This window comes from Mesorhizobium sp. B2-4-2 (genome assembly GCF_006442845.1).
Lineage (GTDB): Bacteria > Pseudomonadota > Alphaproteobacteria > Rhizobiales > Rhizobiaceae > Mesorhizobium.
On the sequence record NZ_VFVM01000020.1, the window covers coordinates 1 to 26285 of the forward strand.

Sequence of the window (26285 nt, forward strand, 5' to 3'; positions counted from 1 at the left end):
GATCGGTTCCTACATCTCAACGGCCGGGCTTGTCGTCTTCTTCATCGCGGTTGCCGAGGCCTTCAGCCGAAGACGCCAGGCAAGCGCCAATCCTTGGGGCGAAGGGGCGACGACGCTGGAATGGCAGCTGCCATCGCCGCCGCCCTTCCATCAATGGGAGAAGCTGCCGCGCATTGCCTAGTGTTCGCTCCGGTTCCGAACCGGCGCCTGTTTCGACATTCTGTCGGGAGAACCGTCATGAACGAAACCACAGATCCAAACAACCAGATCCTGCTCGTGGCGATCATAGCGTTTTATTGGGCATTGCTGGGCAGTTGGGGCCAAACTCTGCCGCGCTCGGGCAACGACAAGGCCAAGCAGGACGATGCGCCGAGAGAGCAGCGAACCGGCAGTATCGACGATATATCCTATACGGACACACGCTTGGATGCGATCCGAGAGATCGACCCAACTTTCGACCTTGCCGCGTTTCTGACCGGTGCCAATATGGCTTATGAAGCTATCCTGCGCGCGTATGCGGACAGCGACATCCCAACGTTGAAGCGTCTCGTCGGGCCGGAAGTGCTCGATATCTTCGGACGAGCGATTGCCGGCCGCCGGGATCGGGGGGAGATGCTGCAACTCACCTTCATTGGCACGAAGGAAGCAAAGGTCGTCGACGCTCTTGCGGAGAATAGCACCGCTGAGATTGCCGTTCGCTTCGTTTCCGACGTGGTCAGCGTTACACGCTCGGCCAACGATGCAATCGTCGCCGGCGATCCCCAGCAGATCGTTGAGGTGATCGATACGTGGACGTTCGCCTGTGACACCCAGTCAACAAAGCGCAATTGGATGTTGATCGCCACGGAAGGCGAGTAACGAGTGCATACTCACCCGATGCCTGCCTGACAGCCTTGTCACTATAGATGGGCGGTCAACCCGGAGCGCTCAAGCCGCGCAGAATTTCCAGCTTTTGACAATGTGCATCCACGACTTGTGTATCACGATCAAATCGGCATGACCGGTTCAGTCGATCATTCTCAAGCCGCGAGCGGGTAGCACCGCCAAAGATCCACTCCCTGAACCTGCTGTGGCCTCAGGCGCCGGATATGGTCAGATCCGCATGCATCGCATCGGCCACATCAGCGATTGATCCACCATCAGATCTTTCCGGAAACACGTCAGCCTTCGCCCTTACGCCGTGGCTCGAAAGGAAGGCGACGATATTGTTCAGGCTGTTCCAGGTTTCATCGGTCGCGGCATCCTCGATCGTGATTGCACCAACCCCCTGAGCCATTTGCAAAAATGGCATGGCATCGGTAACCGGACGCTTCGCTTCACGCGTATCCTCCATCCGACAAGAACCTTGTTGCGGAAATTTCCTGGTTGGTCGAGGCGACGAAGACAGGCCGTCCTGCCTGGAGGATCAGGCTACCAGGTGGGTGGAACGATGAAAATTGCCAGAAGAGGCGCCCTCGGGCGACGCTGCAACGATGCCGGCTTGGCCAAGGGGAAAACGTCAACAGACACCCTGCCGCGCAACGCGGCTTCACAACGCGACAACCCTCAATGCCGGAGGTCTACCTGCACAGTTTCAAAAAAGTCGATGATGAACGGAACGATGGTTGTGGTGAGAAGTACGCCGGCCGACGTGATCGTGAATGTCCTCCCTACTCGAACATGATCCGAACGGTGCCTCTTTTGGCAATCAACAGTCTCCGAGCCTCTTGGATCCGCTCAGCCTGTTGTTTGGAATAAGGACCCATTGGCCGAGTCTTTTCATCGCCGCGACGGACCCTGCAGTACCAGCGGCCCCTGTCCGAAAAGATTTCGACCGAGGTCGGCGCCTCATCGGACGCTTCCCTGGCCACACCGGTAGCGAACTTGACGATCTTTGAATGAACGGCGTCCAATCCGTTGGTGGTGCTCGGTTCCTGTTGCATTGTGGACATAAGTCGAACTCCTTTCAGTCACAGCGACGCACCGCTGCGCCATACGGGTTGCACTGTCTATGGATCGCGGTGCCCAAGAGCGCTTGCTACCTTGCCATTTGGCGCTCCATTTCCATCTCCGCCCCTAGACTTTCGATGTCACGGAAGATCGAAGCGACAGCCAGCGTGCGCCCTTCGCGCTTGAAGCGCAGCAGGCAGTCCCTGGCACCGATGTCTCCATCGACAGCAATCTCGTCCCATTGCCCGGCATGGCCGACATAGTTGATGGGAACGTCGTAGTGCTGGCTCCAGAAGAACGGCACGGCCGCGAATTTCTCGCGATGGCCGAGCATGTTCAGGGCCGCGGTTTGCCCCTGCCTCTCTGCAACCACCCAATGCTCGACCCGAATGTTCTCGCCAGTGTGAGGATCCGGCCACCGCGCAATGTCGCCGGCCGCGAATATGTCCGGTGCGCTCGTCTCCAGAAAGGCATTTACGGCGACGCCGCGGTCAAGAGTGAGCCCCGCCCTTTCGGCAAGCCCGGTCCGCGGACGCACGCCGACGCCGGCGACGACGAAATCCGCCGTCAACATGTTGCCACTGCTTAGTTTCACTTTGTTGCCGTCGATGCTGCTCGCGGTGTCCTCGAGATGGAACACGACTCCATGTTCCTCATGGAGTGCGCGGATGAAGTCACCCATTTGCGGACCGAGGACCCGTTCCATGGGTCGTTTATCCGGCGCCACGACATGAACGTCGATATTGCGCGCGCGCAGCGCTGCGGCAACTTCCAAGCCAATGAAACTGGCGCCAAGCACAATGGCGCGGCGCGCAGTCGTGGCTCGCTCGATGATCACCTTGCAATCTGCAAACGAGCGCAGCGTGTGAACATGTGGCTGATCCGCGCCGGGGATGGAGAGGCGCACCGGTTCGGCCCCCGTGGCAAGTAGCAGTCTATCGTAAGGACTCCTGCTTCCATCAGCCAGAATGACCTCGCGAGAACGCAGGTCGATATCGACGGCCTTCGTATCGAGACGCAGGTCGATGTTGTTTTTTGAATAGAATTTCTGGCCGCGCAGCGGAATCCAATCCTCCGGGGCCTTCCCTGCGAGGTAGTCCTTGGAGAGATTCGGCCGGTCGACGGGCGGCGCATGGTCGTCGCTGATCATGACGATGCTGCCCTGGTACTGCTCTCGCCGCAGCATTTCGGCCGCCGCGAAACCGGCCGCGCCGCCGCCGACAATGACGACTTTCTCGGGGACCCCGCCCGCGCTTCCGCCGCGCGGCTTCGGCGCCGTCCGTTTGAGTTTCTCGCCCACGAATATCCGCCCATCGCGCTGTTCCACCGACCAGCAAGCGAGTGGATTGAAGGCAGGCGCTCGCAAGGCTTCGCCTGTGCGCAGATCGAAGCAAGCGTGGTGCCACGGACATCGAATGGAATCCGACACCACAAGACCGTCACCGAGCGGCCCGCCGTAATGTGTGCATGTCGCGCCGATGGCGAAGATCTCGGCCCCGCGGCGCACCAGCAACACCTGCTCGTCGCCGCAATGGCCGACAAGCTTTCCGCCATCGAGAAGGTCGGACAGCGCGATCCCCTGGACCAGATCCGGTCCGTTTGATTTGGTATCAGCTTCAGCCATATTCTCGTCCTTGGCGATCCGTGTCAAAACCGCTCGTGCGGCGAAGCGGCACACTGCTTCGGGGTACCTTCTGCCTGGCTAGTGCGCCTTCAGATTCTCAGCATTATCCGCGCCGACATTCCGACTGCGTCATGTACTGGGCTGAGTGGCTCAGACCGCAGTCTCCCGCTCTCGCGGACATCATGCAAACGAATTTAATCGATAGTTGAGTGCAGTTTTCATGATGGCTTTCCCTCCGCGATTCCACTGCGCACAACTACAAGATCGCCTGCCCAGTCTTTCCCCAGTCGGCAAGAAACGACTTGAGGCCCTTGTCGGTGAGTGGATGTCTGGCGAGGTTTCTGAGTATCGCTGGTGGTACGGTCGCGACATCCGCGCCTGCGATCGCCGCCTGTTTGACATGGAGTGGAGTGCGAATTGAGGACGCCAGGATTTCCGTCGTGAAGGATTTGCCGTTGTCGTAGATCGCACTTCAGGTTCGGGAGCGACTCCGGCTGGCACGGTCATCTGATGAGGCGTTGGCGACTCTCGAAACTGAGCCACATCGGGAATTCCCCGCCAATTTAGATACTTCCGGCCTCGGGCCTGGGGTGATGTCCAGGCAGTTCGGAAATGCCTAGGATTAAGGGCTCGTCATTCGCCGCTTGGTCGGACAGACCCATTTCTGGTGCGGCATCACGGCGTCTTGCCACGCAATAAGATAGATTGATAATATATCTTATATAGAGGATCACATCGAAGAGCGAACCAAGGCTTCAGCCAGCTTGCATCGGAGAAAACAGGAGCTTCGGAATGACCGCGAACGGTCGAAGCAAGAGAACAATCGTGGTCGACGGCGTGCCATTGCCCAACATACTCGACGAGGCAATGATCCGCGGTGTAGTCCACGGGTTTTATGACGAAATTCGCCGTGATGACCTTCTCGGTCCCATTTTCCACGATCGGATCGAGCCAGATAAATGGCCGCAGCATCTGGCGAAGATGTGTGACTTCTGGTCCGCTACTCTACTTCGGACATCCCGATACGACGGCAGGCCACTGCCGCCGCACCTGGTCATAGCTGGCCTCGGCGCGGCGCATTTCCGTCGCTGGCTAATATTGTTTCGGACAACGGTGCGTCGCATTTGCCCGGCCGAGGTGGCGACGCTTTTTATGGATCGCGCGCTGCGAATTGCTCACAGTTTCCGTCTCGCGATCGCCTTCAACCGCGGCGAGACCACGATCGGCATCGAACCTATCGTCGAGAGAGACTTGTGATGCACGACCGGTTTGTGAGTGGTTCCTACAATGCACAGCGATCGACAGGAAGCCGTGATTCATGCGGCTGACCAGCTTTTCGGATTATGCATTGCGGATGCTGATGTACACTGCCGCCGCCGGTAGCCGGCTTATAACGATCGAGGAGGTTGCCCGCACCTTCAACGTGTCGAAGACGCATCTGAACAAGGTCGCCAACACCCTGACCCGTGGCGGCTATATGAAGGCAATCCGCGGCCGTTCCGGTGGTCTCATTCTCGGGCGCCGGCCTGAGATGATCCGGATTGGCGATGTCGTGCGGTTAACCGAGCCGGATTTCGCGCTGGTCGAATGTTTCGCGACCGGAAACCGGTGTGTGCTAACCGCCTCCTGCAAGCTTTCAGGCATGTTTGACGAAGCGACAGCCTCCTTCCTGAACGTCCTTGACCGCTACACGCTCGCCGACATCACACTGATGCCCGAAGACTTCCTCGGCGGTCAGATACCACCCGTTCGCACCGGGGCGACACGCAAGACCGTATAATGTTGCGCGGCTTCGACGCGCGCTGTTTTTGCTCGGATGTGAGATGGGCCATGGCTGAACCAAAGAAGAATGATCAACAGGTCACAAAGGACATTGATTCTGATATCGACCCGGACAACACTCTGCTGCCGATGCTTATCGGTGGGCTTGTCCTGATAGTTATCGGAGCGATCATCGTGATGATGTTTGTGTAGTTTCGCAACGATGGCGTGTGACTTTATCGGCCCGGCTGTTGTCTGGGCGCCTGCAACCCCAATTGCGATTTGGCGGATGGAGAACTGTCGGCCGAGGAGGGGAAGTACAGAGCGCGCGACCGGCGGGCGCTTGGACAGCGCATAGCCGGCGACGATGAGCTGCAGGAGGTATATCGTCGTCTGCGCCAGCCCGGCCCCGATGATCCGGCAGAGCCGATCTCCACGGCCGAGATGCGGCGCAAGCGCCTGCTGCTCACCCCGCGGAGACGTACGTCGTCATTGAGTTCAGAACTTGCATTCCGCTTCGTTAAACTACCATTTCGCACTGCTCTTGTTCCGAGCCCCTCATGACGTCGGCGTACCGTTTTGGGTTGAAGTGCAGATAGAGAAACGCTGTGACGGTCACGCAGCCGAGATGCATGATCCATCCGCTGCTGAAGCTCCCGCTCCAGCCATGCAGGAGCGCGGTGGCGAATGGACCAAGCGCGGCGATCAGAAAACCGCCGCCCTGCATCAGCGCAGCCAGCGCGCCCGCCTGCTCCGGGCGCGGCAGATGATCGAGCGCCGTGACGATTGCAAGCGAGAAGCTTCCGCCAAGACCGGCCCCGCATATCCCCACCCACAGAACGGGCGACAGTGCGGGAAAAACCGCAAGTCCGGCAAAGCCCGCAGCCTGCAACAGCAGGGTCAGCCAGAGCCAGGGACGGCGGTCGATGCCCCGGCGCGCCAGGACAGGCAGCACCAGGGCCGAAGCCGCCTGGCAAATGGCCATCACGGCCACAAGATTGCCGCTGGCGGCACTGCTCCATCCTTGCGCCTGGTAGTAGGGCGCAAGCCAGGCGACCATAGATGAATAACCGGAGTTGACCAGGCCGAAGGCCGCCATCAGGACCCAGGTCCGTGGACGGCGAAGCAGAAAGCCAGTCAAGGCGCGATCGGGTCTTGAAGCCTTGGCGTCGGACAGAACGCGGAATGCGGCGCACAGCGCGATGGCGGCGGGAGCCGCGAGCCAGGCAAGGGCTGCCCGCCAGTCGTATCCGTTGTTGACGAGCAGGGGCGCCAGACGTGCGCCAAGCGCCCCACCGCCCATGATCATGCAGGAATAGAGGCCGGTCACGGCGGGTGTGCTGGTCGGGAACTTTGCCTTGATGATCCCCGGAAACGCGGCCTGGATGAAGGCCACCCCCGCCCCGCAAAGTGCCGCCGTCAGGATCAACGACAGGCCGCCGGGCACGACAAGCCTGAGCAGCGAGCCCGCTGTCAGCACCATTAGCGCCGCGAGCAGGCCCCGGCGCGTTCCGACGGCCGCCTGGATGCCCGGTGCAACGAACGCACCGAGGCCCATCAGCAGCATCGGCAACAGCGTCAGCATGGCCAGGCTGCCATAGCCCATCCCGGTGTCGGCCACGATATCAGCCAATATCGGTCCCGGGGCCGTCAGGAAGGGACGCAGGTTGATCCCGATTAGCACGACGAGGGCAAGCAGGGTCCATTGCCTGTCGGTTACAGGTTGCGCGGTCATCGACATTTTCGCGCTGTTCATCTGGCGCCCGCTTGCACCAGCAGGGTTATCATCTGCGCATAGCCGTTCCTGCGCGCGTGCCGCAGCGGTGTCGCCCCGTCCTTGTCGGCGAGATTGACGTTGGCGCCGGCCTCGATCAGCCGCCTCACGATCTCGACATGACGCTGCCCGCCATCGCCGAGGATGATGGCCTCCAGCAACGCGGTCCAGCCGAGCTTGTTGACGTGATCGACATCGACACCGGCATCGATCAGCGCGCCGACGGTCTCGACATGTCCGCGTTCGGCGGCCGGAATGAGCGCGGTGCCGCCATAGCGATTGGTGCTCTTGAGGTCGGCGCCGTGCGCAAGCGTCATCTTCAGGATTTCGAGATGCCCGCGTGCGCCGGCGTAGAGATATGGACTATCCTGGATATCGTCCTTGGCGTTGACGTCCGCGCCAGCCTCGATGAGAGTCCTGGCAGCGCTGACCTTGTTGCCGTGGGTCGCGACGAGAAGAGCCGTGCGGCCGTTCTCGTCGCGCGCGTCGATCCGGGCCCCCTCGGAAACAAGCATCTTGATCATGGAGACATCGTCATTTGCCGCAGCCGAGTGAAGCCTTGTCTCATTCATGTTCTGCCCCAACGCTATCAATGGAATGCAGGCGACGATGACGCCCAGCAAAAGTCTGCGCTTGACCATCGGCATCAGCCCCCCGACACGCTGTGCGTGGAAGCCGAGCGGGTTGCTGCGGCGAGCGAAGCCGTCATGCTCCGCCGAGAGGTGGCGAAAGCATCCTGCCTGGGATGAAGTTCCAGGCCGACGAGCAATTCCGCGAGCCTGACAGCCGCCGACACCCCTTCGACGACCGGGACACCGTGAAGGCTGGCCAGTCGCCGCGCCATATCCGACATACCGGCGCAGCCAAGCACGATGGCGTCGGCGCGATCGACCCGCAGCGCCTCCTGGATTTCTTCGCTGATGATCGACAAGGCTGCCTCGCCATTCGCTTCCAGCGCCAGGACGGGAATGCCGCTCGCCCGCACGGTGGCGAATGGCGAAAGGCCGTAGCGAACCAGATTGTCCTCGAGAATAGGAACGGAAACCGGCAAGGTGGTAATCACCGTGAAGCGCCTCGCCACGATGCTGGCGACGCGGGCGGCGGCCTCGCCTATGCCGATAACGGGCTTGCGCGTCAGCATCCGCGCGGCGTCGAGCCCGGTGTCGTCGAAGCAGGCGATGATATAGACCTCCACGGCGTCACTGCGCTCGGCCCGTTCGATCCGGTCGAGAAGACCCGGGACCGCCTTCGCGCCATCGATCGGGCCTTCGATGGAAGCCGGGCCGCTGTCGTTCTGCATTGCGATGATTTCGGTGCCGGCCTGCGCGGTTAGCCGCGCCGCGACGGCGATGGATCCCGTCATCGACACGGTCGAATTGGGATTGATGATGCCGATGCGTACCATGCGAAAATTCCTATAGCCGCCGTCCGATGGAACGTGCATCGCTGCCGTTCCGCATCGCTGATGGGACTGTCTCGATATTGAAGCCTATTCGATCAGATCCGTGTCGCGGCTGTGCCGCCAGAACCGGTCCGGGGTCCTGAGCAGATCGCGCAGGCCCAGCCGCTCGATCATCAGTTCCGTCTCCCGCTGCGCGGCATCGAGCACGGCATCCTGATCGATATGAACCGGCTTGCGGTCTCGCAACAGCACGCGTCCGCCGACCAGCACGGTGTGGACGTCGTTGCCGTTGGCAAAATAGGTGACACGGAATTCCGGCATGTTGGCCGGGTAGAGATGCGGGCGCCGCAGGTCGACAAGAATGACGTCGGCCTTCTTGCCGGGCTCCAGCGATCCGACCTGATGGTCGAGGCCCAGGACACGCGCGCCGTCGATGGTGCACATCTCCAGGGCCTTGCCCGGCGGAAGCCAGCTCGGATCGTGGAAATGAGTGCGATGATAGTGCATGCATTGCTGCATGTGACGGAACATGTCCGCGGAGCGGTCCGGCGCGGTCGCATCGGAGCCGATGGCCACCACGACGCCAGCGTCGAGAAGTTCCGTGACCGGGCAGCGCGCGAGAATGGCGGCCACGGCGCTCGGATTGTGCACGATGCTCGTGCCGGTTTCGGCGCAGATCGCTATTTCTTCGTCAGTCAGGGCGGTCGCATGCGACAGCAGTGTGCGCGGCCCCAGAATGCCGATCTCCCCGGCGATCTTCACGCTGCCCTTGGTATGACCATCCTGGGTGAAGATCAGGCCGCGCTGTTCGGCGATCTGCCTGACCTTGCGCGATTGCGCGATGGCGTCCCCTGCCCCGGGACCATCGAGATGTTCCTGATGCATGGTCGGCGTCAGCAGGGCGAGATGCAGACGATCCTCGTGGGTGCCGTGCCAGCGGTCGGCCAGCTTTTGCGAGGTGGCAAGCTGCTGGTCGAACGACACCGGATAATCGGTACGGCTGGCGCCCTTCCAACGTGCATAAGTCAGGGGGTGCGGCGGGCGCGTGGTGCCGACGGCGACCACTGAGCGCGTGCCGATGCCAAGCACGCCTTCCATATGGGCGTTGCCATAGGCCGGATCGTCGGTGCGCATGACCGAATCGCCGCCGCCAAGCAAGGACACGCCGGTCGTCACGCCGAAACGCAGGCGTTCCAGCGCGGCAAGCTGCGCCTCCGCATGCCAGAATTCCGGCGTCGAACCCACCGTATAGGCACCTTGGCATGCCCTGTACCAGAGGTCGCTGCGGCCGCCGCCCATCGTCTTGATCAGCCCGTGCCCGGCATGGGCGTGGCTGTCGACGAAGCCTGGCATGACGGCCATGCCGCGGGCGTCGATCGTCTCGCGCGCCGGATGGTCCCGCGCCACGTCTTGCGAAGCGCCGACGGCCACGATGCGGTCTCCCTCGATGGCTACGGCGCCATCGGGAATGATCCGCCGATCGGGATCGACAGCGATGACGGTGCCGTTTCTGATCAGAATGTCTGCCATCACAGGCTCGCTTCTCTTTTTTCGCTGCAAAGGATGCGGTCGAGCGAAGGCGCGAGGCGCAGGAGTTCGCGCGTGTATTCGTGAGTGGGCGCGGAGAACAATGTTTCGGTATCCGCGAGTTCGACGATCTCGCCGCCTTTCATCACGGCGACCCGGTCGCACATCTGCCGTATCACCGCGAGGTCGTGGCTGATGAACAGCATCGACAGCCCGGCAAGATCTCGTAGGTCCTTCAACAGGTTGAGAATTTGCGCCTGCACCGACACGTCGAGCGCCGATGTCGGCTCGTCGCAGATCAGCAGCGATGGCCGAGGGCCGAGCGCCCTTGCAATCGCGATGCGCTGGCGCTGGCCGCCTGAAAAGGCATGGGCAAACCGAGAGCCGGCCTGCGCCGGCAGGCCCACCGCCTCGAGCAATGTCTCGGCGTCCAACCGCGCTTCCGCCGCGCTGGAGGCAAGCTTGTAGAACAGGATTGGCTCCGCGATCGCCGAATTGATCCGCAGCCTTGGATTGAGGGCCGAATACGGGTCCTGGAACACCATCTGGAGTGACTGGCGCACGGTCTTGTCGCGATGGGCAGCCAATGCCGTGCCCTGAAAATCTATGGTTCCCGAACTCTGCGCCACGAGACCGGCAATGGTGTTCGCGACCGTGGTCTTGCCGCAACCGGACTCGCCGACAAGCCCGAAGATTTCGCCGCGGCGCACCTCGAAGGAGACGTCCTTCACGGCCTTGAAGACCGATGCCTTGCGGCCCGGGATGAACGAGCGCTGGCCGTATTCCACGCAAAGATTGCGTACAGTCAGCGCGGCTTCGCCGTTGCGCCCCGCAGCGGTGCCGGTGTTCTTGGAGCGCACGGCTTCGCGCGCCTCCAGTGTCGTCTTCGTTTCCTCGCTTGGGACCGGCAGACGGTCAAGGCGAATGTCGATCGGCGGAACGGCGGCGATCAGCGTGCGCGCGTAAGGCGCCTTGGGCGCCGTCAGCACATCGCGTGTCAATCCACTCTCGACCACGCAACCGTTCTGCATGATCGTGACCCGGTCGGCAATTTCCGCAACCACGCCCATATTGTGGGTAACCAGCAGGACGCCGACGCGGCGATCATCGGCAAGTTCGCGGATCAACTTGAGGATTTGCGCTTGCACCGACACGTCGAGCGCCGTCGTCGGCTCGTCGGCGACGATCAGCCTTGGGTCGCAGGCAAGTGCGGTGGCGATGACGACACGCTGGCGTTGGCCGCCCGACAATTGATGCGGATAGTTGCCCAGCCGGCGTTCCGGCTCGGGAATGCCGACGGCTCTCATCAATTCGAGCGCGCGGGCCCTGGCTTCGCGGCGCCCGATCTTCAGATGCGCCAGCATGCCTTCGCACAACTGGCTTTCCACGGTGAAAAGCGGGTTCAGGCTTGTCATCGGATCCTGAAAGATCGCGCCGACGTCACGGCCTGGAATGATCCCCTTGGTGCGGCCGGTTCGGATGTCGATCGGCTTGCCCGCTATGGTGATGGTGCCGGAAGCAATCCTGCCGGGAGCCTGCAACAAGCCCATCAGCGCATTGCCGACGGTGGTTTTTCCCGCACCGGATTCTCCCACCAGTGCATGTATCTCGCCGGGCCGGATCGTCAGGTCGATGTCATCGACGGCAGCGAGAATGCTGCCGTTGGCAAGCGGATATTCGACCCGCAGATTCCTGATGTCGAGTGCGTGTGGCGTTGTGTTTTCCATCAGTTCGCCATCAGTTTGGGGTTGAAGCGATCGCGCAGGTAATCGCCGATTATGTTGACTGCCAGAACCAGGACGACCAGCACGACGGCGGGCATAACGGCGATCCACCACAGGCCAGAGAACAGGAACTCGTTGCCGATGCGGATCAGCGTGCCGAGCGAGGGATAGGTGGCCGGCATGCCGGCGCCGAGGAACGACAGGGTCGCCTCGGTCAGGATCGCGCCCGCCAGATTGATGGTGGCGATCACCATGACGGAGCTCATCACGTTGGGCAGGATGTGCCGCATCATGATGCGGCGGGACGGAAGACCGATGACCTTGGCGGCTCGTACATAGTCGCGGGAAATTTCCACCATGCTGGAGGCCCGCACGGTGCGGGCATATTGCACCCATTCGTTGACGGCGATCGCGAAGATCAGGATGACCGGTGCCCAGCTCGAGACCGTATCGGCGCTCAATTGCGCGCGGGCTATGCCGCTGATCAGAAGCGCGACGAGGATCGTCGGAAAGCTCACCAGAACATCGGCGATCCGCATCACGATGCTGTCGATGATACCGCCGAAATAGCCGGCTATCGATCCCAGTGTGACGCCTATGGCAGCGGCCAACAATACCGCCCCGGCGCCGATCAGCATCGATATGCGCAGGCCGAAGAGGATGACCGAGACCAGATCGCGTCCCTGATTGTCGGTGCCCAGCAGGAAGCGCGGATCGCCACCGTCCATGAACACGGGCGGGATTTCCATGTCGATCAGCGAATATGAGGAGACATCGCGCGGATCGATGGGTGCGATCAACGGAGCGAAGATCACCAGCACCAGCATGGTCACCAGGATCAAGCCAGCGATCATGACCGAGATGGGAGGAAGCCTGCGCGACAGAGATACCTGCGTTGCCATCATTTTGTCCTCAGCCGCGGATCGATCAATGCGTAGAGCATGTCGACGACCATGTTGATCACGACGAACAGGAAGCCGACGAACAGCAGATAGGCCGCGAGGACGGGGATGTCCGGATAGCCGACGGCGTTGGTGAAAAGCAGCCCCATGCCCGGCCACTGAAAGACGGTTTCGGTGACAATGGCGAAGGCGATGAGTTGTCCGATCTGCAGCCCGGTGACGGTCACGACCGGCATCAAGGCATTGCGCAGCGCCAGACGGCCGTAGATGTAGCGGCGGGGCAGACCGCGCGCGAAGGCGAAGCGGACATAGTCCGAAGAGAGCACGTCGATCATCTCGGAGCGCACGAGGCGCATGATCAGCGTCAACTGGAACAGCGCCAGTGTGATCGAAGGCAGGATCAGCGATTTGAGGCCGGAGGCCGTCAGGAAGCCTGTCTTCCAGAAGCCGAGATCGACAAGCTCGCCACGCCCCGAGGACGGCAGCCAGCGCAGACTGACGGCGAAGATCAGGATGAGCAGCAGGCCGGTGACGAATGTCGGCATGGATATCCCGACGAGGGTCAGCGACTGGATCAGCCGCGACAGAAAGCCGTTCGGCTTCAGGGCGCAGAGAACCCCCGTCGGGATGCCGATGAACAGCGACAGGAGGGTCGCGACCACGACCAGTTCCAGCGTTGCGGGAAGCCTGGTCAACAGCAGGCTGACGACAGGCTCCTGGTAGCGAAAGCTGGTGCCGAGGTCGCCATGAAGCGCGCGCCCGACGAATTCGAGAAACTGTACGAAAAGTGGCCTGTCGAGTCCGAGAGCGACGCGCAAGGCATCCTTCTCAGCCTGGCTCGCGCCTTCGCGCACCATCGTGGCGACCGGATCGCCGACGAAACGGAACATGATGAAGGCGATGGCGGTTACGGCAACCATCACGAGGATGGCCTGCAACAGCCGCACCGATAGAATCCGGATCATCAGGAAAAACCTTTCAAGAAGCGCGGATCGAGACAGGCGGGGCTTGCGCCACCGCTGGAGCAGCTCGCGATCCACCACGGATAGCAGGCACTCCAACGGAGTCAGGCGTGTCCGCGAAAGCTCCCTCGCAAGCGCGGGCACGCCTTACCGGCGCGTTTTCCTAGTTCATATGCGCGAACCAGGGACGCACATACTCGTCGGGGAATTGCGGCATGTCGACCTTGTCGCTCATCGCCCAGGCGACCGGCTGCTGGTGCAGCGGCAGATAGAGGGCCTCATCATGCGTGATCTTGAAGGCCGCCTTCAGCATATCCACCCGCTTGGCCTCGTCGAGTTCGGTCGATGCCGAACGGGCCAATTCGTCGATCTTGGCGTTGGAAAGCCCGTTGGGGTTGCTGCCGCCATAATTGCCGTCATTGGTCGCCAGCAAGGCTTGCAGCACGCTGTAGCCATCCATCGGCGGTAGCGAGGCCCACCCGAGCATATAGATATCGAGATCGCCCTTATCCATTCGAGGGAAATAGGTCGTCTTGCTTTCGACGTGCACGTCGGCCTCGACGCCGATCTTGGCCCACATCGACGCGATTGCCAGGCAGATCTGTTCGTCGGCGATGTAGCGGTCGTTGGAACAGGCCAGTCCAACCTTGAAGCCGTCGGGATAGCCGGCTTCCGCCAGCATGGATTTCGCCTTCGCGACATCATAGTCCAGCGGTACGTCGATCGACTGATCGTAGCCGGTGACCTGTGGCGCGACCAGCGTGCCGGAGGTGCGCGACTTTCCGCGCATCAAACGCTTCTGGATCGTGTTCAGGTCGACCGCGTGCCAAAGCGCCTGGCGCACTTTCACGTTCAGCAGCGGATTGGGCTTGCCGGGCGCTGCATGAAGCTCCGGCCGGAAGCTGAAGCCGAGAAAGATCTCGCGCAGCGACGGGTTCTCGACAACCTTCAGGCCGGCGGTGTTGGCGACCCGGTCGATGTCCTGCAACGGGACCGGCGCGATCATGTCGAGTTCGCCCGAAAGCAGCGCCGCGACGCGCGTGGCGTTCGAAGCGATCGGGCGGAATTCCACCCCCGTCAGATTGTGCTGCGGCTTGTCCCACCATTCCTTGTTGACGGCGAAGACCGAGCGCGAGTCCGGCTCGTAGCTGACCAGCTTGAACGCGCCGGTGCCATTGGCATGATTGCTGGCGTAGGTGACGACCCCCGTTGAGGCATTGCCGGGCTTGAGGGCATTGTGCTCCTCCATCCATGGCTTGCTCATCATGTAGATGGCGACGAGATCGTTCAGGAGCAGCGGATAGGGTCCGCGCAGGATCAGGTCGACCGTGTAGTCGTCAACCTTCTCGACGCCGGTTACGGCGGAGAGGTTTTCTCGGTTGCGCGCGCCGGGATCGATCTGACGTTGGATGGTGGCGACGACATCATCGGCATTGAAGGGTTGACCTTCGTGGAACTTGACGCCCTGCCGCAGCTTGAAGCGCCAGCGCGTCGGCGAGACGATCTCCCAGGAGGTCGCAAGCGCAGGCTCGATAGCCATTTCCTTGTTGCGGCGCACCAGCCCGTCGAACACCATGTTCTGGACGCTCTGGGTAAAACTGTCGACCTGGGCATTCGGATCGTACGAAATGACGTCGCCGGCCGATGACCAGCGCAGTGTCTGTGCAAGCGAAGGCGCTGTCACCGACATCACCATCGCAAGTCCGGCGAGCAGGACCCTAACGCATTTTCTCATTCTCTTCTCCCATTTGTATACGAAGTTTCCGATATATTGGATACCATTTATCCCTATTGATATCGTACACACATTGTGCACAATATCAAGGCAGGCATGTTCGATTTCGTTTCTCATGTGCAAAACCGCTCAAGTGACCGTTCCGAAAAGGGATTCCGAATGACCCAGGCCTTGCTGATAGAAAACGGTGTCATCGTCACCATGGATGCGGGGCGCCGGATTTTCTCGAGGGGTCATGTCCTGGTGGAGGATGGCCGGATCGTCACCGCCGGCGACGGCGCGGCCCCCGCCACAGATCAGAAGGTGGCGCGCATCGATGCTTCGGGAATGGTTGTCATGCCGGGTCTCGTCGACACGCACGCGCATGCGGGTCACATGCTGACCAAAGGCCTGGGAGACGATTCCGAAGCCTGGATGACTATCGCGGGGCGTATCTATGCAGAGGCGTCGGATACGGAATTCTGGGCAGCCGAGGCCACATTGTCGGCCCTTGAGCGCATAAAATGCGGAACGACCACCGCTGCCCTGCTGTTTGGCGGCGGGCCGGACATCATGCGCACCGAGGCGCCGGGGGCAGCACGGGCACATCTTGCCGCCATCGCCGAAATGGGAGTGCGCGAGATACTCGCCGTCGGGCCGAACCGGCCGACCTCGTCCCATGTCTATCGGGACCACGCATACGTTCCGTCTGTCGAAATCACCATTTCGCCGGAAACCCAGTTGGCAGTGTGCGCGGAAATCATCGATGATTGGGCTGGTCGCGATGGCCGGGTGCGGATTGCGGTCTCTCTCCCGGTGTTCACTCGGCGCGAACTTGACGAACAAACGGTATACAATCTGTCCCGCAATGCTCGCGACCTTGCTCGCGCAAAAAACGTGCTGTTCATCCAGGATGGCCATCGCGACGGTTCCATCGCCGCCAATGCGGAACGGCTCGATCTGTTCGACGAGCATTCGCTGCTGGCGCACTGCATCGAACTGACCGAGGCAGACATCGCCGCGCTGAAACGCAGCCACGCCAAGGTGGCGCATAATCCAAGTGCTCTGATGTCGGTCTCGGGCCGTTGTCCGGCGACGGAACTGATGGAAAGGGGTGTCACCGTGTCGCTCGGCACCGACGCGGCGGCGCCCGATCGCTCTTTCGACATGTTCCGCAACATGTTCCAGGCGCACCGCTATCATGCCCGGCACTTCAGGAACGATGCGGTCCTGCCGCCGATGCAATTGCTGGAGATGGCGACCATCGAGGGCGCGCGTGCCCTGTCGATGGAGAACGAAATCGGCTCGCTGGACCCGGGCAAGCGCGCCGACATCATCCTGGTCAACATGCGCCAGCCGCATCTGTGGCCGCCGGCACACCCCGCGCAGCGGCTGGCACGCTTCGCCAACGGCGCGGATGTTGACACGACGATCGTCGACGGGCGTGTCCTCATGCGCGGACGCCGCCTCGTCGATCACGATGAAGACGCCATTCTGGATCGCGCCGAAGGAGCCTTCCATCTGATGATGAAACGCGCCGGGCTGGCATAGGCCGAGTTCCGGGGCGCAAACAGGGAGACCCAGATGACCGAAGACCTTCTCATTCGCAATGTCAGGCCCTTGGGCGGCGCTGTCACGGACCTCTACATTCGCGACGGTCGGTTCGCGCACGCAACCAGCGGGAAAGCGGCGCATGAAATCGACGGGCTTGGACAGGTTGCCCTGCCCGGCCTGGTCGAGGCGCACACGCATCTCGATAAGACGCTTGTCGGCATGGACTGGTTTCAGAACCGTGTGGGACCCACGCGCAACGACAGGATCCTGGCCGACAGGAAGGCCAAGCGGGAACTCGGCATCGATGCGCGCAGGCAATCGGCGCGTCAGATCGTGCAGACGCTGGCTTTCGGCGTGACGCATATCCGCAGCCATGTCGATGTGGATACGGAAATCGGCATTACCAACATCGAGGGTGTCGTTGCAACGCGCGAAGCCTTCAAGGGATTGGTCGACGTGCAGGTCGTCGCCTTCCCGCAAAGCGGCATGCTGGGACGCGAAGGCACGCAGGCGCTGATGGAGGACGCATTGAAGGCGGGGGCCGATATTGTCGGCGGCATCGACCCGGCAACGATCGAGCGGGATCCGGTTCGCCACCTGGACGCAATCTTCGCGCTCGCGGATCGATACGGCAAGCCGGTCGACATTCATCTGCACGAACCGGGAGAATTGGGCGGCTTCTGCCTTGAGCTGATCGTCGAACGGACCAAGGCGCTCTCCCTTCAGGGCCGCGTCATGGTGAGCCATGCCTATTGTCTCGGCATGCTGGACACGCATAGGCAGCACACGTTGATCGACGCGCTGGCGGCTGAAGACATCGCCGTCATGACGGTCGGCAGCCCATCCGCGCCGGCGGTTCCGCTGCGCATGATGCGCCAGTCCGGCCTCGTCGTGGCATCCGGTTCCGACGGCATCCAGGGCACCTGGGAGCCATGGGGCAATGGCGACATGCTGGAGCGGGCCAAATATCTTGCGCAGCGCAACGGCATGACCAACGATGCCGATCTGGAAGAGACGGCGCGCGTTTGCACCTTTGGCGGCGCGCAAGGTATCGGCCTGACGGATTATGGGCTTTCGCCCGGTTGCCACGGCGATGTCGTGCTGGTTTGCGCGCGGACCCTGGCGGAAGCCGTGGCCCTGACCCCACGCAAGCGCACGGTCATCCGCGGCGGCCGCGTGCTCGTGCGTGACGGTGCGCTGGCCGGAGATCTGCCCGATGTCGCATAGTCGTCGGACGAACCAGCGTGACGACGGACCTGTCCTGCTCACCGCGCGATGGGTTGTCGGCCACCGGGACGGGCGCCATGTCCTTCTGGAGAATGGCGAGGTCGTCCATGAGAACGGCAGGATCGTCTTCGTCGGCCATCGCTACGGCGGGCCTGTAAAGCGGCGGATCGATCATGGCAGGGCGCTGATCGGCCCGGGTTTCATCGATCTGGATGCGCTTTCGGACCTGGATACGGGCGTGCTCGGCCTCGATCATCAACCCGGCTGGAAGAAGGGCCGCGTCTGGCCGCGCGACTATGTGGAAGCCGGGCCGCTCGAAATGCTGGCGCGCGAGGAGCTGGCGTTTCAAAAACACTATGCCTTCGCGCAACTCATCCGCAACGGCATCACTACTGCATTGCCGATCGCATCGCTGTTTTATCGTGCATGGAACGAGACATCGGACGAATTCGCATCCGCCGCCGAAAGCGCCGCAGAGTTGGGCCTTCGCGTCTATCTCGGGCCTGCCTTTCGCGCCGGCCATTCCGTCATCGAAGCGGATGGCGGCATCGTCGTCGAGGTGGACGAAGAGCGCGGCGCGGAGGGTCTGGACGATGCCGTTGCCTTTTGCCTGGAGCACGAAGGACGCTTCGGCGGATTGGTGCGAACCATGCTTGCACCGGACCGTGTCGAGTTCTGGACCGCCGACCTGTTGCGCAGGACCGCCAATGCCGCGCGAGACCTCGGCGTGCCGGTCCGTCTGCATTGCTGCCAGTCTTCATTCGAGATCGAGACAGTGCGTCGCCGGTTCGGCACGACATCCGCCCGCTGGCTCCAGGACATCGGCTTTCTCAGCGAAAGAGCGTTGTTGCCGCATGGCACCCACGCCGACGGCGATGATCTCGAAATCATCGCCGGTTCGGGTGCCACATTGGTGCATTGCCCGCTGGTGATGGCGCGGCATGGCGCGGCGCTCGACAATTTCGCCCGCCTTCGCGGCCAGGGTCTGCGCATCGGCATGGGCACGGACACCTGGCCACCCGACATGGTGCAGAACATGCAGGTCGGCCTGATGCTCGGCCGCGTCATGGCGGGCAATCTGGAGACGCCGAAATCAGCCGATCTCTATGACGCGGCAACGATTGGCGGCGCCGACGCGCTCGGCCGGTCGGACCTGGGACGTTTGCAGGCGGGAGCAGCCGCCGACATCGTCGTGTTCGACCTGTCCGGCAACCATCTGGGACAGGTCCTCGATCCGATCGCCTGCCTGACGACGTCCGCAAGCGGACGCGATGTGCACACGGTCATCATTGACGGGCGCACCGTGATGAGCGCCCGAACCATTCCGGGTTTCGATCTCGATGCAGCCCACCAGCGCGCACAGGCCCAGTTTGAACGGCTTGTCCAGCGTTATCCGCAACGCACCTGGCGACATCCGACGGTCGCCGAGATTTTCCCTCCCAGCTATCGGATGTTCATGGCATGAGGGCTCCAGAAACGACACACAACGATTGGAATAAACCTTGATGGCACGCGAGCCGACGGCATTGGCCCTCGACGCCGGGCCGTTTGCATCTCTAAACTCCGGCTTTGCGGATGCTTTTCTTCTTGTGTGCTTGGATATGAATTTTCAGGATCGGTCATGACAATCAACATTCGCAATAAAAATCCGAAATCCGCCGTATCCAAGTCCGACGCGGTCTATCGCACGTTGAAGCGCGTCATACTCGACCAGGCGCTGACCGCGGGAACAAAGCTGCCTGAGGATTCGATCGGCGAGCGGCTGGGCGTCAGCCGCACCATTGTCAGGCAGGCGCTGGCAAGGCTGAACGGCGAAGGCCTGGTCGAATTGCGCCCGCACAAGGGCGCCTGCGTCGCGCAGCCGAGCCTGGAGGAAGGCCACAATATATTCGAGGTGCGGCGGGCGCTTGAAGCGCTGGTGGTCGACACGCTGATCGGCAAGCTGACGCCGCAAAAGATCAAACAGCTCGAAGCTCATGTCGACGCGGAAGAGATGGCCAAAGCCAACAATGCCGCGTCGTCGATTCAGTTGGCCGGCGAATTTCATGTGCTGCTTGCCTCGCTCACCGGAAACGAACTGTTGCTGCGCTATGTCACGGAACTCGTTTCGCGTTCATCGCTCATCCTGTCGCTCTACGGGCGGCCGCATTCGTCCGACTGTGCCGTATCCGAGCATCACGAGATCATTGCCGCCCTGGCCGCGGCCGACCGGAACAAGGCTGCTGCCTTGATGGATCATCATATTGATGCAATCACCACACGTGCACTGCTGAAAGCGAAACCCGAAAATGACTTTCCGGACCTTCTTGCCGCCTATGCGCGGGAGGAAGGGCTATGATTTATTGGATGAATGCCGAAGAGACGAGGAGTGACCCGAAAATGATCAGGACGAAGGTGATGTCAGGTTAAATCCGCCTCCTCATGCGGTCGTGGCGACCAGCACTTCGGTCGGCTGGAACTTCAACACATCGATCAGTCCGATGTCGGAGATGCGCAATTCCGGGATGACGACAAGCGCCAGCAGAGAGTGCTGCATATAGGCATTATTGAGGGCGCATCCGCAGGCAAGCATCGCCGCGATCAGGCCATTGGCTTCTTCTGCCACGATTTCGGCGCGCTGGTCAGACATCAGTCCGGCGATCGGCAGCTTGACAAGCGCAAGTTCGCGTCCTTCGCTGAACAGCACGACGCCGCCGCCGACCTGTCCCAGCCGATTCGCCGCCAGCGCCATGTCGTCCTTGTCGGTACCCACCACGATCATGTGATGACTGTCATGGGCGACGGTGCTGGCGATGGCGCATGGTTTATCATAACCGAAGCCGGAAACGAACGCGTTGATGACCTTTCCCGTGCCGTGATGCCGTTCCACCAGCGCGATCTGGCAGACGTCACCGGTCCGATCCATCTGAACGATACCATTCAAGGCGCCGAGCGAAGCCTCCAGGGCACGGGTCGGTGCCTGGTTCTCGAGCACGCCGATGACCCGCGCCATGACCTGGTTCGCACCCTCGGGCGCCACGATGTCGAAGTCCGCCGCTGAGAGCTTCTTGCCCAAGCGAACCGTGTTCTTGGTCGAGGCGGGATAGTCGTAGGGCGTGATGTCGGCGACGAGCTTGCCGTCGTTCGACACCACACAGCCGCGTGCGATGACGGTTTCGACCGGGAGTTCGGTGAGATCGGAGGTCAAAACCAGGTCGGCGCGCCGCCCGGGCGTTATCGAGCCAAGCTCACGCTCCATGCCGAAATGCTGAGCAGTATTCAGGGTGGCCATCTGAATCGCGGTGATCGGCTTTAATCCCTGGGCGATGGCATGGCGCACAACGCGGTTCATATGGCCGTCATTGACTAGTGTGCCGGAATGGCTGTCGTCGGTACACAGCACGAAATTGCGCGAGTCCAGGCTGAGCTCGGTCAGCGCCTTGATCTGCGCGGCGACGTCGTACCAGGCGGAGCCAAGCCGTAACATGGCGCGCATGCCCTGGCGCACCCGCGCAACGCAGTCCGCCAGGCTGGTGCCTTCGTGATCGTCGGACGGACCGGCGGCGACATAGGCATGGAAGGGCAGACCGAGATCCTTCGAGGCATAGTGGCCGCCCACCGTCTTGCCTGCCGCCTGAGTGGCAGCGATCTCGGCCAGCATGTCGCCATTTCCGGCGACCACCCCAGGAAAGTTCATCATCTCGCCGAGGCCGACGATGTTCGGCCACGACATCGCCTCACGCACGTCGGTGGGACCGAGGCTGGCACCCGCGTTCTCGAGGCCCGGAGCGCTCGGCACGCAGCTCGGCATTTGCACGAACACATTGATCGGCAGTCCGGCAGCCTCGTCGTGCATCAGCTTGACGCCCGGCATGCCCAGGACGTTGGCGATCTCGTGCGGGTCGATGAACATCGAGGTGGTGCCATGCGGGATGACCGCACGCGCGAACTCGGTAACGGTGACCATGCCGCTCTCGACATGCATATGCGCATCGCACAGCCCCGGCAGCGCGTAGCGGCCCTCTCCGTCGATAATCTGCGTCTCGGGGCCCACGGCATGGTCGGAATTCGGGCCGACGAAGGCGAAGCGGCCGACCGCGATGGCAATGTCCGTCGCGGGGATGATCTCGCCCGAATGGACATTCACCCAGCGCACGTTCCGGACCACCATGTCGGCCGGCGTGCGTCCCATGGCGACATCAACCAACTGCGGCGCGCATTCGAACCAGCTCTGGATCATCTGTTGTTTTCTCCCCCGGCGCGCGCGCCCGCAAAGGGCCGCACGACCTCGACGCAATATCTTGGCGAACTGTAAGCGGCGCGCTGGCGGTAATAGTCCAGGCAGAAATCAAGGAAAACGGCGAACTTACGCGACACATACCGGCGTCGCATGTAGAGCAGATTGATTGGAACCAGTGGCGAGCGCCATTGCGGGAGCACCGGCACCAGATCGCCGTTCTTGCACTCGATCTCGGTGAAGAAGGCTGGCAGATAGACGATACCCTCGCCGGCTACGGCGAAGTATTTCAGCATCCAGTAGTCGTTCGCCATGCACTGCGCGGTCGGCATGAAGTCGACCGTTTCCGCGCCGCGCTCGAGATGCCAGGATTGCACGCCGCTCGGGCGGCGGAAGGCGACGGCCCCATGGCCCGCCAAGTCTGCGGGCGTCGACGGTTCCCCGAATTGCTCAATGTAGCGCGGGCTGGCGTAGAGACAGAAGGAAGCCTCCCCGAGCTTGCGAGCGATGTAGTCTGAGTTCGCCGGCTCGCCCCAGTGGAATATGCCGTCGAAAGGCTGGTGCTTTTCGGGCGCCAGGAAATAGCCGAGCGAAAGGAAGATCACGTCGACATTCACCTGCGGATACTGTTGGCGGAAGGCGAACAGCAGTTCCGAGGTGAAGGAAGTGCCGAACTCGCCGGTCGAGCCGATCGTCAGCGTGCCGGCGATATCGTGGCCCGCCTCGGCGATCGCCGCCTTGGCTCCTTCGCAACTTTCCTTGATGCGTTGCGCATGGTCGAGGAACTCGGCCCCGGCATCGCTCAAATGCAATTCCCGACCGTCGCGCACAAACAGTGCGACACCGAGCGAATCCTCCAACGCGCGCACTTTGTGACTGAGGCTAGACTTGGGCAGTCCATACAGTTTCGCGGCGTGCGAGAGCGACTGCGCCTCCGCCACTTTGATAAAATAATCGATCGCTTCAAAATCCATCAATCGTCCAAGAATTTGAACGGTGCGTCCAGAACTAGCCAGAAACTGCCATTTGCATGGACGACCCTAATACGACAGGATCAGAGCGCGCAAGGTGGGATTTTTGGCGCAGACAAGCTTGGTCCCAAGCCCGAGCGAGGCCACACGAGCGGAGATGAATTTGTCCGACATACGCGAATTCATCCGTGCTGGTCGCGCCGAGCATAAATCGACTCTCATCGTCACCGGCGGCACACTAGTCAACGTCGCTTCGGGTGAGATCTATCCGGCCGACGTCGCCGTCTACAAGGATCGCATCGTCGCTGTCGGAGACGTCTCGGAGTACCGCGGCCCCGAGACCGAGATGATCGATGCTACTGGTTATTTCCTCTGCCCTGGCCTGATAGACGGCCACCTCCACGTTGAATGTTCCAAGATGTCGGTAACTAGCTTCGCCAAGGCGGTGGTGCCGCTCGGCACCACTTCGATTGTGTCGGGCCTCGACCAGATCCTCGTGGTGTCCGGCCTGGAAGGCGCCCGCGAATTCCTCGACGAGGCCAAGGCAACCCCTCTCAAGATCTTCTGGGGCGCACCATGCAAGACGCCCTACACACTGCCTCGCTCCAACGTCGGCTATTATTTCGGACCGGACGATCACCGCGCCACCCATTCCTGGCCGGAATGCGTCGGCATATGGGAGACGGTGCGCGAGTTCGTCGACACGATGGATGAGCACGTTCTGCAGGCGGTCGAGATCGCCGAAAAGAGCCGTCTGCCGATCCTCGGCTGCTCGCCGATGTGTCGCGGCAATCGATTGAACAGCTACCTGCAGGCCGGAGTGCGCTCCGACCACGAGAGCTACACGGCGGACGAGATGCTGGAGAAGCTGCGCAAAGGCATGCATGTCGTCATTCGCGAATCTTCGATCTCCCATTTTCTCGAAGAGAACCTGCGGATGGTCACCGAGATGGGAATAGCCGCGACGAGCCGGGTCAGCTTCTGCACCGATGACGTGGTCGCCTCGGATATCCTGGCCCGTGGCCACCTCGACAACATGATCCGCATGGCGGTCGCGATGGGAGTTCCGCCGCTCACCGCCATCCAGATGGCGACCATCAACGGCGCCGAGGCGCTGCGCATCGGCCAGAAGGTCGGCTCGATCTCGCCCGGGCTCGCCGCCGATATCCTGCTGGTCAAGGATATCGCGGACTTCCATGTCTCAGGTGTCATCGCGAAGGGCAAGCTGGCCGCCCGCGACGGCAAGCTCGTGGACGATCTTGCGCCGCCTGCCCGCAGCGCCGTTGTCACCAACACATTCAAGGTAGCGCCGGTTTCACAGAAAGACCTATTGGTGCGCGCGCCCGGAGCGGGCGACAAGGCGGCCGTGCTGGCGATCGCCGTTACGCCCGAGAGAATATTCGTACGCACGCGACGTGATGTCGTGCTCCCGGTCCGCGACGGCTATATAGACGCGGATCCATCACAGGACGTGCAGTATCTCACCGTCGTCGAACGCTACGGCCGCACTTCCCATCGGCCGGTCGCGTTCGCTTCAGGCTTCGGACTGCGCTCCGGCGCACTCGCCACTTCGACGGCGCCTGATGATAACAACATCGTTTGTGTGGGCACCAATCCCCACGACATGTCGTTGGCAATCAACCACATTATCGAGAACAATGGCGGCCAGGCGGTGGCGGACGGCGGTCGGATCGTGTCATTCCTGCCCCTGCCGATCGGCGGAATCGTATCGGACATTGATCCTCCAGAGATGGCGAAGAAAGAGCAGGATCTCGACGCGGCCGCGCGCGCGCTCGGCTGTAGGCTGCCATGGCCTTTCATGTACATGTTCGTGCTGCAGATCACCGCGATACCCGATTTCGCGATAACCGATCTCGGCCTGATCGATTGCATAAACCTGACGGTGGTCGATCCGTTAAGCCGGCTTCATGACTGGGAACGCTAGAAAAGGGAGGGAACCATGCTGAAAAACCTTGTTGTCGCTGTTTCGCTCGTGGCCGCAACGTGGCTGTGGGGCGGCCGCGTACAAGCCGAAGAGCCGACCAAGCTCAGGATCGCCGGCATTCTTTCGGCGGGCAAGGAAGCACCGTGGGAATCATCCTTCGTGAGTTCCATGGACCGGATCATCGCCGCCAAGCCCCACGGCCTCGACATCGAGGTCAATTATACCGAGAACGTTTACGACAATGCCGAGCAGGTGTTCCGCACCTATGCCGAGACCGGCGACTACGACATCTTGTTCGGCGACACCGCCTATGCAGATGCGATCGAGAAGCTGAAGGACGAATTCCCCGATACGATGTTCGTCATGAGCGGTTCGGGCAATCGCGGACTCGGCGGCAATGCCTATTGGATATTCGTCCACGCGCACGAGCCTGCCTACGTGATGGGGCAACTGGCCGGCAAACTCACGAAGTCGAATGTCATCGGCGCCATCTCCACCTTCCCGGCCGAAGATACCAACGATCAGATCAATGCCTTCTTCACCGGCGCCAAGGAAGCGAACCCAAAGGTGAAACAGAAGATCACCTTCATCCAGTCCTGGTTCGATCCGGCTAAATCGAACGAGGCGACCTCGGCGCAGATCGCCGCCGGCGCGGACATGATCTACCAGATGTCGGGCGCCTTCGAGGTTTGCGAGGAGCGCGGCATAGGCTGCTTCGGCAATTATGTGGACATGTCGGAAGTGGCGCCGAAGTCGATCGTCGCCTCCACCATCGTCAAATGGGATCCGCACATTAACTGGATCATCGATGAATGGTGGAAGGCAAAGACCATGAACGCCAAATTCGACGCGCCGAAGGAACCAAGGTGGTTCAGCTGGCAGCAGGGTTCGGGCGACCTCATCCTCAATCCTGCCTGGGAAGCCAAAATGCCCGATGACGTAAAGGCGCTTGCGGCTGAAACGGCCAAGGCCATCCAGGGCGGCAAGAAGAAAATCGAGCTCAATGTGAACGAGCCGAAATCGGACTGACGCCGGAGGTGGTGCCGGGCCGAT

At 61.6% G+C, this 26285-nt stretch carries 22 protein-coding genes and 2 pseudogenes; 11 read left to right on the plus strand and 13 right to left on the minus strand.

Annotated features, from left to right (window positions below):
• Positions 1-181: pseudogene (locus tag FJ942_RS27490) on the plus strand (cytochrome c oxidase subunit I); the annotation flags it as partial.
• Positions 182-237: 56 nt separating this feature from the next.
• A complete protein-coding gene (locus FJ942_RS27495) occupies positions 238-858 on the plus strand; it encodes a Tim44/TimA family putative adaptor protein (protein ID WP_140633802.1) in 621 nt (206 codons plus the stop codon).
• 217 nt (positions 859-1075) lie between these two features.
• Here the strand turns inward: FJ942_RS27495 and FJ942_RS27500 are convergent, their stop codons facing one another.
• The 3 genes and pseudogenes from FJ942_RS27500 to FJ942_RS27510 all read right to left on the minus strand — a co-directional run.
• Positions 1076-1333 (minus strand): hypothetical protein, encoded by a 258-nt coding sequence (locus tag FJ942_RS27500; protein ID WP_140633799.1) that lies wholly within the window; start codon positions 1331-1333, stop codon positions 1076-1078.
• Positions 1334-2017: 684 nt separating this feature from the next.
• Complete coding sequence (locus FJ942_RS27505) at positions 2018-3553, minus strand: FAD-dependent oxidoreductase (RefSeq protein ID WP_140763905.1); 1536 nt, start codon at positions 3551-3553, stop codon at positions 2018-2020.
• 256 nt (positions 3554-3809) lie between these two features.
• Positions 3810-4019, minus strand: a pseudogene (locus FJ942_RS27510) (transaldolase family protein); the annotation flags it as partial.
• Between the two features lie 326 nt (positions 4020-4345).
• Between FJ942_RS27510 and FJ942_RS27515 the strand changes: the two are divergent.
• The 3 genes from FJ942_RS27515 (at position 4346) to FJ942_RS28645 (ending at position 5527) form a co-directional block, all read left to right on the plus strand.
• The gene (locus tag FJ942_RS27515; protein ID WP_140500702.1) at positions 4346-4810 is read left to right on the plus strand and encodes a group III truncated hemoglobin; all 465 of its coding nucleotides are present in this window, start codon (positions 4346-4348) and stop codon (positions 4808-4810) included.
• Between the two features lie 61 nt (positions 4811-4871).
• The gene (locus FJ942_RS27520; protein WP_140518192.1) at positions 4872-5333 is read left to right on the plus strand and encodes an Rrf2 family transcriptional regulator; all 462 of its coding nucleotides are present in this window, start codon (positions 4872-4874) and stop codon (positions 5331-5333) included.
• 50 nt (positions 5334-5383) lie between these two features.
• Positions 5384-5527 (plus strand): hypothetical protein, encoded by a 144-nt coding sequence (locus FJ942_RS28645; protein ID WP_181165452.1) that lies wholly within the window; start codon positions 5384-5386, stop codon positions 5525-5527.
• Positions 5528-5834: 307 nt separating this feature from the next.
• Here the strand turns inward: FJ942_RS28645 and FJ942_RS27525 are convergent, their stop codons facing one another.
• The 8 genes from FJ942_RS27525 to FJ942_RS27560 form a co-directional block, all read right to left on the minus strand.
• Complete coding sequence (locus FJ942_RS27525) at positions 5835-7049, minus strand: cyanate transporter (protein ID WP_140518193.1); 1215 nt, start codon at positions 7047-7049, stop codon at positions 5835-5837.
• Between the two features lie 17 nt (positions 7050-7066).
• Complete coding sequence (locus FJ942_RS27530; RefSeq protein ID WP_140518194.1) at positions 7067-7729, minus strand: ankyrin repeat domain-containing protein; 663 nt, start codon at positions 7727-7729, stop codon at positions 7067-7069.
• Between the two features lie 5 nt (positions 7730-7734).
• Entirely contained in the window at positions 7735-8532 is a 798-nt protein-coding gene (locus tag FJ942_RS27535) for an aspartate/glutamate racemase family protein (RefSeq protein WP_224655855.1), read from the minus strand.
• Positions 8533-8577: 45 nt separating this feature from the next.
• Positions 8578-10020, minus strand: coding sequence for an amidohydrolase family protein (locus FJ942_RS27540; RefSeq protein ID WP_140518195.1), 1443 nt, complete (start codon positions 10018-10020; stop codon positions 8578-8580).
• Entirely contained in the window at positions 10020-11744 is a 1725-nt protein-coding gene (locus FJ942_RS27545) for an ABC transporter ATP-binding protein (protein WP_140633787.1), read from the minus strand. The genes FJ942_RS27540 and FJ942_RS27545 overlap by 1 nt, the downstream gene beginning before the upstream one ends.
• Positions 11744-12643: an ABC transporter permease gene (locus tag FJ942_RS27550; RefSeq protein ID WP_140518197.1), complete on the minus strand. Its 900-nt coding sequence runs from the start codon at positions 12641-12643 to the stop codon at positions 11744-11746. Before FJ942_RS27550 ends, FJ942_RS27545 begins: the two co-directional genes overlap by 1 nt.
• Complete coding sequence (locus FJ942_RS27555; RefSeq protein ID WP_140500709.1) at positions 12643-13608, minus strand: ABC transporter permease; 966 nt, start codon at positions 13606-13608, stop codon at positions 12643-12645. Before FJ942_RS27555 ends, FJ942_RS27550 begins: the two co-directional genes overlap by 1 nt.
• 160 nt (positions 13609-13768) lie before the next feature.
• Positions 13769-15340, minus strand: a complete 1572-nt coding sequence (locus FJ942_RS27560; protein ID WP_140581946.1) for an ABC transporter substrate-binding protein — start codon at positions 15338-15340, stop codon at positions 13769-13771.
• A gap of 159 nt (positions 15341-15499) precedes the next feature.
• Here FJ942_RS27560 and FJ942_RS27565 point away from each other — a divergent pair, with 159 nt between their 5' ends.
• From FJ942_RS27565 to FJ942_RS27580, 4 genes are all read left to right on the plus strand, one after another.
• The gene (locus FJ942_RS27565) at positions 15500-16870 is read left to right on the plus strand and encodes an amidohydrolase family protein (RefSeq protein ID WP_140581949.1); all 1371 of its coding nucleotides are present in this window, start codon (positions 15500-15502) and stop codon (positions 16868-16870) included.
• A gap of 33 nt (positions 16871-16903) precedes the next feature.
• Positions 16904-18100, plus strand: a complete 1197-nt coding sequence (locus FJ942_RS27570; RefSeq protein ID WP_140899564.1) for an amidohydrolase — start codon at positions 16904-16906, stop codon at positions 18098-18100.
• Positions 18090-19565: an amidohydrolase family protein gene (locus FJ942_RS27575; RefSeq protein WP_140899567.1), complete on the plus strand. Its 1476-nt coding sequence runs from the start codon at positions 18090-18092 to the stop codon at positions 19563-19565. The genes FJ942_RS27570 and FJ942_RS27575 overlap by 11 nt, the downstream gene beginning before the upstream one ends.
• Positions 19566-19721: 156 nt before the next feature.
• Positions 19722-20438: a GntR family transcriptional regulator gene (locus FJ942_RS27580; RefSeq protein WP_140500714.1), complete on the plus strand. Its 717-nt coding sequence runs from the start codon at positions 19722-19724 to the stop codon at positions 20436-20438.
• 81 nt (positions 20439-20519) lie between these two features.
• Here FJ942_RS27580 and ade read toward each other — a convergent pair whose 3' ends face one another.
• Both ade and FJ942_RS27590 read right to left on the minus strand, forming a co-directional pair.
• Positions 20520-22319 (minus strand): adenine deaminase, encoded by a 1800-nt coding sequence (ade, locus tag FJ942_RS27585; protein WP_140899569.1) that lies wholly within the window; start codon positions 22317-22319, stop codon positions 20520-20522.
• Positions 22316-23290, minus strand: a complete 975-nt coding sequence (locus tag FJ942_RS27590) for a LysR family transcriptional regulator (protein WP_140518202.1) — start codon at positions 23288-23290, stop codon at positions 22316-22318. Before FJ942_RS27590 ends, ade begins: the two co-directional genes overlap by 4 nt.
• A 160-nt stretch (positions 23291-23450) precedes the next feature.
• Between FJ942_RS27590 and FJ942_RS27595 the strand changes: the two genes are divergently transcribed.
• Together FJ942_RS27595 and FJ942_RS27600 are read left to right on the plus strand one after the other, a co-directional pair.
• Positions 23451-25232 carry an adenine deaminase gene (locus tag FJ942_RS27595; protein ID WP_140763917.1) on the plus strand — a complete coding sequence of 594 codons (1782 nt, stop codon included), beginning with the start codon at positions 23451-23453 and terminating at the stop codon, positions 25230-25232.
• Between the two features lie 15 nt (positions 25233-25247).
• On the plus strand, positions 25248-26261 hold the full coding sequence (locus FJ942_RS27600; protein WP_140899571.1) for a BMP family protein: 1014 nt from the start codon (positions 25248-25250) through the stop codon (positions 26259-26261).
• Positions 26262-26285: the final 24 nt, after the last annotated feature.

Excerpts from the sequence above, each read along its gene's own strand:
- FJ942_RS27495 (WP_140633802.1), top strand. The coding sequence starts at position 238 with ATGAACGAAACCACAGATCCAAACAACCAGATCCTGCTCGTGGCGATC.
- FJ942_RS27500 (WP_140633799.1), bottom strand. The coding sequence starts at position 1,333 with ATGGAGGATACGCGTGAAGCGAAGCGTCCGGTTACCGATGCCATGCCA.
- FJ942_RS27505 (WP_140763905.1), bottom strand. The coding sequence starts at position 3,553 with ATGGCTGAAGCTGATACCAAATCAAACGGACCGGATCTGGTCCAGGGG.
- FJ942_RS27515 (WP_140500702.1), top strand. The coding sequence starts at position 4,346 with ATGACCGCGAACGGTCGAAGCAAGAGAACAATCGTGGTCGACGGCGTG.
- FJ942_RS27520 (WP_140518192.1), top strand. The coding sequence starts at position 4,872 with ATGCGGCTGACCAGCTTTTCGGATTATGCATTGCGGATGCTGATGTAC.
- FJ942_RS28645 (WP_181165452.1), top strand. The coding sequence starts at position 5,384 with ATGGCTGAACCAAAGAAGAATGATCAACAGGTCACAAAGGACATTGAT.
- FJ942_RS27525 (WP_140518193.1), bottom strand. The coding sequence starts at position 7,049 with ATGACCGCGCAACCTGTAACCGACAGGCAATGGACCCTGCTTGCCCTC.
- FJ942_RS27530 (WP_140518194.1), bottom strand. The coding sequence starts at position 7,729 with ATGGTCAAGCGCAGACTTTTGCTGGGCGTCATCGTCGCCTGCATTCCA.
- FJ942_RS27535 (WP_224655855.1), bottom strand. The coding sequence starts at position 8,532 with ATGCACGTTCCATCGGACGGCGGCTATAGGAATTTTCGCATGGTACGC.
- FJ942_RS27540 (WP_140518195.1), bottom strand. The coding sequence starts at position 10,020 with ATGGCAGACATTCTGATCAGAAACGGCACCGTCATCGCTGTCGATCCC.
- FJ942_RS27545 (WP_140633787.1), bottom strand. The coding sequence starts at position 11,744 with ATGGAAAACACAACGCCACACGCACTCGACATCAGGAATCTGCGGGTC.
- FJ942_RS27550 (WP_140518197.1), bottom strand. The coding sequence starts at position 12,643 with ATGGCAACGCAGGTATCTCTGTCGCGCAGGCTTCCTCCCATCTCGGTC.
- FJ942_RS27555 (WP_140500709.1), bottom strand. The coding sequence starts at position 13,608 with ATGATCCGGATTCTATCGGTGCGGCTGTTGCAGGCCATCCTCGTGATG.
- FJ942_RS27560 (WP_140581946.1), bottom strand. The coding sequence starts at position 15,340 with ATGAGAAAATGCGTTAGGGTCCTGCTCGCCGGACTTGCGATGGTGATG.
- FJ942_RS27565 (WP_140581949.1), top strand. The coding sequence starts at position 15,500 with ATGACCCAGGCCTTGCTGATAGAAAACGGTGTCATCGTCACCATGGAT.
- FJ942_RS27570 (WP_140899564.1), top strand. The coding sequence starts at position 16,904 with ATGACCGAAGACCTTCTCATTCGCAATGTCAGGCCCTTGGGCGGCGCT.
- FJ942_RS27575 (WP_140899567.1), top strand. The coding sequence starts at position 18,090 with ATGTCGCATAGTCGTCGGACGAACCAGCGTGACGACGGACCTGTCCTG.
- FJ942_RS27580 (WP_140500714.1), top strand. The coding sequence starts at position 19,722 with ATGACAATCAACATTCGCAATAAAAATCCGAAATCCGCCGTATCCAAG.
- ade (WP_140899569.1), bottom strand. The coding sequence starts at position 22,319 with ATGATCCAGAGCTGGTTCGAATGCGCGCCGCAGTTGGTTGATGTCGCC.
- FJ942_RS27590 (WP_140518202.1), bottom strand. The coding sequence starts at position 23,290 with ATGGATTTTGAAGCGATCGATTATTTTATCAAAGTGGCGGAGGCGCAG.
- FJ942_RS27600 (WP_140899571.1), top strand. The coding sequence starts at position 25,248 with ATGCTGAAAAACCTTGTTGTCGCTGTTTCGCTCGTGGCCGCAACGTGG.